Source organism: Streptomyces sp. PL-25 (assembly GCF_058344915.1).
The window spans coordinates 5912922-5921378 of sequence record NZ_CP136997.1 but is presented as its reverse complement, the minus strand read 5'-3'; the positions used below and the strand labels follow the sequence as shown (position 1 = coordinate 5921378).

At 71.1% G+C, this 8457-nt stretch carries 7 protein-coding genes; 4 read left to right on the top strand and 3 right to left on the bottom strand.

Features of this window, described 5'->3' with window-relative positions:
- Position 1: 1 nt before the first annotated feature.
- The 3 genes from R4Z62_RS26470 to R4Z62_RS26460 are packed head-to-tail and all read right to left on the bottom strand — an operon-like array spanning position 2 to position 2578.
- On the bottom strand, positions 2 to 808 hold the full coding sequence (locus tag R4Z62_RS26470; protein WP_064535770.1) for an MlaE family ABC transporter permease: 807 nt from the start codon (positions 806 to 808) through the stop codon (positions 2 to 4).
- Positions 809 to 812: 4 nt separating this feature from the next.
- Positions 813 to 1577: an MlaE family ABC transporter permease gene (locus tag R4Z62_RS26465; protein ID WP_018564496.1), complete on the bottom strand. Its 765-nt coding sequence runs from the start codon at positions 1575 to 1577 to the stop codon at positions 813 to 815.
- On the bottom strand, positions 1574 to 2578 hold the full coding sequence (locus R4Z62_RS26460) for an ABC transporter ATP-binding protein (protein ID WP_064535769.1): 1005 nt from the start codon (positions 2576 to 2578) through the stop codon (positions 1574 to 1576). Before R4Z62_RS26460 ends, R4Z62_RS26465 begins: the two co-directional genes overlap by 4 nt.
- 743 nt (positions 2579 to 3321) lie before the next feature.
- Here R4Z62_RS26460 and R4Z62_RS26455 point away from each other — a divergent pair.
- The 4 genes from R4Z62_RS26455 to R4Z62_RS26440 all read left to right on the top strand — a co-directional run bounded on the left by R4Z62_RS26455 (position 3322) and on the right by R4Z62_RS26440 (position 8134).
- Positions 3322 to 3954: a hypothetical protein gene (locus tag R4Z62_RS26455; protein WP_064535768.1), complete on the top strand. Its 633-nt coding sequence runs from the start codon at positions 3322 to 3324 to the stop codon at positions 3952 to 3954.
- 100 nt (positions 3955 to 4054) lie between these two features.
- Positions 4055 to 5662 carry a DUF6801 domain-containing protein gene (locus R4Z62_RS26450; RefSeq protein ID WP_491521086.1) on the top strand — a complete coding sequence of 536 codons (1608 nt, stop codon included), beginning with the start codon at positions 4055 to 4057 and terminating at the stop codon, positions 5660 to 5662.
- Between the two features lie 91 nt (positions 5663 to 5753).
- Positions 5754 to 6707 carry a hypothetical protein gene (locus tag R4Z62_RS26445; protein ID WP_064535766.1) on the top strand — a complete coding sequence of 318 codons (954 nt, stop codon included), beginning with the start codon at positions 5754 to 5756 and terminating at the stop codon, positions 6705 to 6707.
- Between the two features lie 218 nt (positions 6708 to 6925).
- Positions 6926 to 8134 carry a PucR-like N-terminal domain-containing protein gene (locus R4Z62_RS26440; protein ID WP_355479649.1) on the top strand — a complete coding sequence of 403 codons (1209 nt, stop codon included), beginning with the start codon at positions 6926 to 6928 and terminating at the stop codon, positions 8132 to 8134.
- The last annotated feature ends 323 nt before the right edge of the window (positions 8135 to 8457 follow it).

The following is an 8457-nucleotide window of genomic DNA, read 5'->3' as shown; positions in this document are numbered from 1 at the left end:
CTCACCCCGCCACCTTCACGGTCGTCGTGGCGCCCCACAGGGCCAGCGAGAGGAAGAAGTCGGTGACGCCGATCAGCACGATGGCGTTGCGCACCGAGCGGCCCACGGCGACGCCGACACCGGCGGGGCCGCCGGTGGCGCGGTAGCCGTAGTAGCAGTGGGCGATGATCACCATCACGCTGAAGATGAGCACCTTCAGCACGGACAGCAGGACGTCCGTGGGCGACAGGAACAGCCCGAAGTAGTGGTCGTAGGTGCCCCGGGACTGGCCCTTGAACAGGACGGTGACGTAGCGGGAGGCCAGGTAGGAGGAGAGCAGCCCGATCGCGTAGAGCGGGATGATCGCGACGACCCCGGCGATGATGCGGGTGGTGACCAGGTAGGGCAGGGAGCGGATGCCCATGCCTTCGAGGGCGTCCACCTCCTCGTTGATGCGCATGGCGCCGAGCTGGGCGGTGAAGCCGGCGCCGACCGTCGCGGACAGCGCGAGCCCGGCCACCAGCGGGGCGATCTCGCGGGTGTTGAAGTAGGCGGAGACGAACCCGGTGAACGCGGCGGTGCCGATCTGGTCCAGGGCGGCGTAGCCCTGGAGGCCGACGACGGTCCCGGTGAACAGGGTCATCGCGATCATCACGCCGATGGTGCCGCCGATGACGCCGAGGCCGCCGGTGCCGAAGACGACCTCGGCGAGCAGCCGCTGCACCTCCTTGAGGTAGCGGCGCAGGGTGCGCGGGATCCACAGCAGGGAGCGCAGATAGAACAGGAGCTGGTCGCCGGAGCGGTCGAGCCAGACGAGCGGGGAGGCCACGGCCTCAGCCTCCCTTCGGCGGGACGATCTGGAGGTAGACGCCCGTCATCACCATGTTGACGAAGAAGAGCAGGAGGAAGGTGATGACGACGGACTGGTTGACGGCGTCGCCCACGCCCTTGGGGCCGCCGCGCGGGTTGAGCCCGCGGTAGGCGGCGACGATGCCCGCGATGAACCCGAAGACGAGCGCCTTGAGTTCGCTGACGTACAGGTCGGGGAGCTGGGCGAGCGAGGAGAAGCTGGACAGGTAGGCGCCGGGGGTGCCGTCCTGGAGGTACACGTTGAAGAAGTAGCCGCCGAGGATGCCGACCACGGAGACCAGTCCGTTGAGCAGGACGGCCACGCCCATGGCGGCGAGCACGCGCGGGACGACCAGGCGCTGCACCGGGGAGACGCCCATGACCTCCATGGCGTCCAGCTCCTCGCGGATGGTGCGCGAGCCGAGGTCGGCGCAGATGGCGGAGCCGCCGGCGCCGGAGATCAGCAGGGCCACGATGAGCGGGCTGGCCTGCTGCACCACGGCGAGCACGCTGGCGCCGCCGGTGAAGGACTGCGCGCCGAGCTGCTGGGTGAGCGAGCCGACTTGGAGGGCGATCACCGCGCCGAACGGGATGGACACGAGGGCGGCGGGCAGGATGGTGACGCTGGCCAGGAACCAGAACTGCTCGATGAACTCGCGGAACTGGAAGGGCCGTCTGAAGATGGCCCGGCCGACCTCCGCCGCGAGTGCGAAGAGCCGGCCGGTCTGCCGCAGGGCACCGGTGATCACGAGCCGCTCCCGCCGGTGGGCAGCGTGAGACCGGCCGTGCCCGAGGCGGCGTAGGTGCGCTCGATGGCGGCGCGGGCGGCGGGCGGCAGCCGGTCGAGCATTCCCAGGACCCGTTCGCGGCGCCGCAGGACGGCGCGGCGCGGCGGCAGTCCGGGGGACGGTTCGAGCTGCGGGACGATCTCGCGCGGTCCGTCCGGCTCCGGCAGGGCGGCGGCCTCGGCGGCGAGGGTGGCGGCGTCCTTCTCCTCGGACATGCCGATGGGCCCCTCGCGCCGGGCGGCGAGGAACTGGGCGACCACGGGTTCGTCGCTGGTGAGCAGCACCTCGCGGGGCCCGAAGGTGACCAGTTCGCGCCGGAAGAGCATGCCCATGTTGTCCGGGACGGTGGCGGCGATGTCGAGGTTGTGGGTGACGATCAGCATCGTCGCGTCGATCTGCGCGTTCAGGTCGATCAGCAGCTGCGAGATGTAGGCGGTGCGCACCGGGTCCAGGCCGGAGTCCGGTTCGTCGCACAGGATGATCTGCGGGTCCAGGACCAGCGCGCGGGCCAGCCCGGCGCGTTTGCGCATGCCGCCGCTGATCTCGCCGGGCAGCTTGCCCTCGGCGCCGAGCAGGCCGACGACCTCGATCCGCTCCATGACGACGCGGCGGATCTCGGACTCCTTCTTGCGGGTGTGCTCGCGCAGCGGGAAGGCGATGTTGTCGAAAAGGGACATGGAGCCGAAGAGGGCACCGTCCTGGAACATGAGGCCGAAGAGTTTCCGGGTCTCGAAGATGTCGCGTTCCGGGCCGTTGACCATGTCCACCCCATTGATGAGGACACGGCCGTGCTCCGGCTTGAGGAGCCCGATGAGCGACTTCAGGAAGACGGTCTTTCCGGTTCCGGAGGGCCCCAGCATCACACTGACTTCCCCGGCCGGAAGGGTGAGGGTCACATCCTGCCAGATGTTCTGCTTGCCGAAGGACTTGGTCAGACCCTCGACCACCACTTCGATTCCCATATCACCTCCGACAAGGGTGGGTCAGGTGTGCACCGAGGAGCGCACGTTAAGTCGGTGCACGGTTCACTGACAATAGGCGGGCACCGGGTTCCTGCCGCGCTTCCCGTCTTTGTCACCGCGCAGACAAAAAGCGGCCCGGCACTTGTCTCCGACAGACAGGGCAGGGCCGCGCGCCTCCGGGGGGACTGGATCCGCGGGCCCTGCCTGCGGACGTCCGGACCCGAAGGAGGGCAAGGGCCGGAAATCGCCCGTCGTGTCTCCGGCCGGCGGTGGGCCACCGACCTGGAGATCAGCGCCGTACCCGGCACGTTACGGCCCGGTAACCTCGGCAGGCAAGAGCGGATTCTGACTTTTCGACGACATTCTCTTCGGCCATCCCGGGCCTGTCAGAGCGCCTATAAAAAGAGGCCCCCGATTTATCATCGCGCTGCGTGTCGGACGCCCCGGAAGGCGTTCGGTGCGGCACATTCCGGACTTCTCGCCCGCATCGGCGGGGCGGACCGGGGACGAATCGGCCTTAGCAGCGGATGACTAAGGCCGCGCGCCGACTGCTCACCCACTGGACAGATGATTGCCCTTTTCAAAGAATCATGGTCGGCGGCATTGTTCGGCCAAGTTTCCCGCAAGTAACGTCGGTGCTCGCGATCGAGGTTTTCCGATCCCCCGGACCGCACGACTCCCGCTCCATCCGTTCCGCGGCGGTCCGTCTCTGCCGGTCAATCCACGAGGAGAGTCCCAGAGCCATGAAGAAGTCCATCAGAAGGATCGCCGTCGTGGCGGGCGCGGGCGCGGCAGCGTTCGGCATCGCCGTCGCCCCCGCCTCCGCGAACGCGTCCACCGTCTGGACCGTCAGCCCGACGCCGTCCAACTTCACGGCGACCAACAGCGGGAACATCGTGCTCACCGCCAACATCCCGATGACGTGTACGACGTCGGGCGCGTCGGGCACCATGGCGAGCGCCACCGGCAACCCCGCGTCGGTCGCCGACATCACCGCCATCAACTTCGGCACCACGGCGTCCCCGTGCACCAGCATCCTGGGTGCCGTCACCGCCACCCCGATCGGGACCTGGCACGTCGTCGCGCAGGACTACACCGCCGCGACAGGCGTCACCAAGGGCTACGTCGGCAGCGTCCAGGCGAACGTGGTCGCGGGCGCCTGCCACTTCACCGTGGCGGGCAAGGCGTCCGGCACGTACACCAACTCCACCGGCATCCTGGCGGTCAACAGCGTCGCCGGTGACCTGGCCGTCACCGCGGCCAGCGGGTGCGGCACGGTCGTCACCACCGCGACCAAGCCCACCTTCAAGGGCAACTACGCCGTGAAGGTGACCGGCACCAGCACCATCCCGACGATCGTCGGCTCCAACCCGTAAGACGCCCGCCGTTCGCAACCGCCCGTCCGGGACACCCCTGGCCGGGCGGTTGCGGCCGGTTCGGCGCCCCTGTCCGTGAACGACCCGAGTGGAGCAGCAGATGACAGGCCCCCGTGCAGCCGAGCGGTGGACCCGGCGGGTCCGGGTCCGGGGCGCGACGACCGCCGCGTTCGTCGTGCTCGCCGCCATGGTCCCCGCCGCCGTCGCCGCGGCCGGGACCCAGCAGGTGGACACGGCACTGCCCTATGTGTGCGCCTTCCCGTCCGGGCACCAGCAGCCGGCGACGGTACGGGTCACGGCGGCGTTCCCGGACCGGGCGGCACCGCGCCGGACGATCCGGCCCACGGATGTCACCACCACGGTGGAGCTGCCGGCCGCCGCCGTGGCGGAACTGGGCGCTCCCGAGAGCGCCGAGGTGCGGGCCGCGACCCGGCTGAGCGTCGGCGTCACGCAGAACACCGCCTCGGCGCAGGCGACCTGGCGCGGCACCGCAGAGCCCGCCGCCGTGCCCGGCTCCGGGCCGCTCACGCTGACCGCCACCGGCGACGTGCCCTCGATGACCGCGCAGAGCGCCGGCGATCTGACGCTGACGGCCCAGGGTCTCGACATCGACCTGGCGGTGTCCCCGGCGGACGCCACGGCCACCGCCCCGCCCCCGGTCACCCTGCGGTGCACCCTGGGCGAGGACGCGCCCGGCAAGGGGCTGCTGGCCACCGTGCCGGTGGACGGTCCGACGGCGGATCACTCCGGTGCGCCCTCCGGCTCCCCCGGCGGGCCGTCCACCGGGCCCTCCGGCTCCGGCGCCCCGTCGGCGCCGTCCTCGGCCGCCGGGCGCTCCGCCGCGCCGGACGGCAACCCGCAGAGCGACCGGGCCCCGAAGCTCACCGGCAGCCTCTCCGATGCCACCACCGGCGGCACGAACGCCCCGCCGTGCCGCTTCGACGCCGGGCACCCCGCGGACGAGATGTCGCTGAACAGCTACATCACCGGCTACGCCAACGTACGCAAGCAGAAGGGCGCGTCGCTGATCCCGGTGTCCTGCGCGCTGATCGAGCAGGGCCAGCCGGACTTCCAGTTCCCCGAGGACGGCGGCCCGGCGGTCATCACCCAGCACTCCGACGGTCAGCTCTCCTACCAGGGCAAGCAGCAGACCCCGCCGTTCAAGGCCACCTTCCTGACCTTCGACTTCGCCCCGGCCACGGCCACCATGGTGCTGGAGGAGACGGGTCCGCTGTCCATCGACTCCCGCGGCGAGATGGACATGACGACCTTCTACACCACGATGGACACCTACATCCGGGTCCCGCTGGTGCTCAGGGTCACCTCCCTGACCGTCAACGGCACTCCCCTCGACGTCGGTTCGTCCTGCCGGACCCGCACCTCGCTCAGCTCGGCCGACCCGGACCCGGCCAAGCACCCCGGCGACCACCTGGTGCTGCACGGCAGGGGCGAGTACGCGCTGGGCGAGCCGGCCACCGGCTACATCCTGCTCTCGGGCGGCCCGCTGACCGGCGAGACGACGATCCCCGCGTTCACCGGCTGCGGCGCGGGCGGCGAGGACCTCGACGGCCTGCTGACGGCCTCGGTCTCCGGGCCGGGCAACTACATCAAACAGATCCAGGGCCAGACCTGCGGCCAGGCCAATCCGGTCGAGGGCCAGTGCACCAAGGACCTGGAGCCGGCGCAGATCCCGGTGCCCGAACGCTGACCCGCCGTCCGCCGCGCTCGCCCGGCACCCCCGGCACCCTGAACTCCCCTTCTCCGCACTCGTCCCCCGTACTCCCATGGAAGGCCATGCCATGAACCGGTTGTCCCGCCGCACCAGACTCGCCGCCACGACCGTCACCGTGCTCGGCACCGCCCTCGGCTCCTTCGCGGCCATGGGCACGGCCACCGCCGCGACCACCCAGCTGAACGGCGAGTGGGGGCCCTTCACCCGCTGTCCGGTGGGCGCCTCCGCGATGCTCGCCGCCGACGGTCTGGTCCAGACCCCGCAGTGCGTGGTGTCCACCTCGGCCGGCGGCTCCATCAAGCTGGGCAACACCACGGTGACGACGGGCCGGACCGAGCTCCAGATCGGGGTGGTGCAGAACGCGGACGGCACCAGCTCGGTGGTGGCCCCGCCGACCGGGGCGCTCATCGCCGACTCCGCGACCGTGCCCGGCGGTCTGCTCGGCCTGATGTGCCCGAGCAACATCCCCGCCGTCACGGCCATCTGCAACCAGATCGCCGACAGCAGCCTCAACAAGATCACGGCCACCGTGGAGTCCGTGGGCGCGCCCCACGACTTCAACCAGACCGCGGGCATCCTCACCGACGAACCGATCGTCGCCATCCCGGTCCGCGTCCACCTGCAGAACCCGTTCCTCGGCTCCAACTGCTACATCGGCACCAAGTCGAACCCGATCGTGCTGCGCCCGCACAACGTGAACCTGCCCGACTTCGGCATGACCTTCTTCAAGGGCGACGGCACCCTCGCCGACGACGGCGACATGAGCCGGATCAACCTCACCGGCGCCACCCAGAACGACAGCACCTTCGCGGTGCCCGGCGCCAGCGGCTGCGGACTCGGCCTGCTCGGGCTGATCGACGCGGCCGTCAACCTCAAGACGGGCCTGCCCTCGGCCGCCGGGAAGAACAGCGTCACCCTGAACAACGCCCAGACCTACCTGGCCGGTCTGAACGCACCCGGTGCCGCCGCCCCCGACGCGGGCAAGATCCTCTCGCAGAACTGGAACTCCGCCGTCAAGTAATGGCCGTACGGCGGCGATTATCAGCCGTCCCGGCCGGCCGCGCCGGTGCCTCGGCACCAAAGTGTGTCCAACCTGTGTACGGATCAAGGAAGTTGATTTAGCTTCACCTTTCACACAGGTCTGCACCTGGACCGGCCGCCTGTCACGCCCCGCGACGGCGGGTGACAGACGGCCGGTTCCCCACCGGGCGCGTCGGAAGAGCAAGGGACGACCAACTCATGCCTTCACCCGTACGGACACCGGAGGTCGGTGAACCGCTCGACCCCCTGCCCAAGGAGTTCGCGGCCTTCATGCGTCCGGAATTACCCGGACTCATGAAGGAGATACGCATCGAGGTCACCCGCGCCTACCCGGTCTACGGCCGACTGCTCAACGGCCCCAACGCGGACGCCATCCGGCAGGGCGTCGAACAGGCCCTGTCCGCGTTCGTGGACCGGGTCGCCGAGCCCGGCAAGAACTCCGCCCTGCGCGACGAGCTGCTGCGCAAGTTCGGGCGCGTCGAGGCGTACGAGGGCCGCGAACTGGACACGCTCCAGGGGGCGTACCGGCTCGGCGCCCGGATCGCGCTGCGCCGGGCCAAGGCCGTGGGCCGCCAGTACAACCTGTCGCCCACGGTCATCCTGGCCTTCGCCGACGCCCTGTTCGCCTACGTGGAGGAGCTGGAGGCGGTCTCCCGCGAGGGCTACGTCGAGGTGCAGTCGCGGGCCTCCTCCGAGGTCTCGGCGCTGCGCAGACAGCTGCTGCACCTGATCCTGGCCGCTCCGCCGCTGCCCCAGTCGACCGTGTCCGGGCTGTGCGAGGCCGCCGCCTGGACGCTGCCCTCCCATGTCACCCTGGTCGCCCTGCGCTCCCCCGCGCCCGACCATGTGGAGGCGGGCCTCGCCGGGGACGTCCTCGCCGATCTGGACATCCCCCAGCCGCATCTGCTCGTCCCGGGCGAACTGACCGCCGAGCGCCTGGCGATGCTCGACTCGGCGCTCGGCGGCACACACGCCGTGGCGGGCCTGACCGTGCCGCTCACCCAGGCCGCCGACTCCATCCGCTGGGCGCGGCGGGTGCTCCAGCTGATCGACGAGGGCGTCGTCGCCGACGCTCCGCTGGTCCGCTGCGAGGACCATCTGGTGACCCTCTGGCTGCTGTCCGACCCGCCGCTGGTCTCCCACCTGGCGGCCAGGGAACTCGCCCCGCTGGACGGGCTGCCCGCAAGCCGCCGCGACCGGCTCGTGGAGACGCTGCGCGTGCACGTCTCCACCCGGGCGCCGGCGGAACAGGTCGGCGAGATCCTCGGTGTGCACGCCCAGACCGTCCGCTACCGGCTGCGGAACCTGGACGCCCGCCTCGGCGACCGCCTCGCCGACCCCGGCCACCGCTTCGCCCTGGAAGCCGCCCTGCGCTCCCTGCACCTGCGCGACGGCGCCAAGGAGTGACGTACGCGGGCCCGACGGGAAAGAACCCGCACCCCGCCGCGTACCCCTGACCCACCCAGCAGAAAGCCCCGCGCCCTACACACCGACCCGCCCGGACGACACGACACACACCGCCGCACACCGCGCCCGCCGAGGCCGCGGGACGTCATCGCCGCGCGCACCGGGCCGGACAGACGGAGAACCGGACGCCGTCGCGCACCGGGCCATGCGGGGAGAGGCCCCGCGCGCCCGCGCGCACCGCTCGCACCCAGCGGGAAGCCGCGCCCTCGCGCACCGCGCCCGCCGGGGTCCGGGGCACCCCCGTCGCGCGCCGGGGCGGGGCG

Excerpts from the sequence above, each read along its gene's own strand:
- R4Z62_RS26460 (WP_064535769.1), bottom strand. The coding sequence starts at position 2,578 with ATGGGAATCGAAGTGGTGGTCGAGGGTCTGACCAAGTCCTTCGGCAAG.
- R4Z62_RS26455 (WP_064535768.1), top strand. The coding sequence starts at position 3,322 with ATGAAGAAGTCCATCAGAAGGATCGCCGTCGTGGCGGGCGCGGGCGCG.
- R4Z62_RS26450 (WP_491521086.1), top strand. The coding sequence starts at position 4,055 with ATGACAGGCCCCCGTGCAGCCGAGCGGTGGACCCGGCGGGTCCGGGTC.
- R4Z62_RS26445 (WP_064535766.1), top strand. The coding sequence starts at position 5,754 with ATGAACCGGTTGTCCCGCCGCACCAGACTCGCCGCCACGACCGTCACC.
- R4Z62_RS26440 (WP_355479649.1), top strand. The coding sequence starts at position 6,926 with ATGCCTTCACCCGTACGGACACCGGAGGTCGGTGAACCGCTCGACCCC.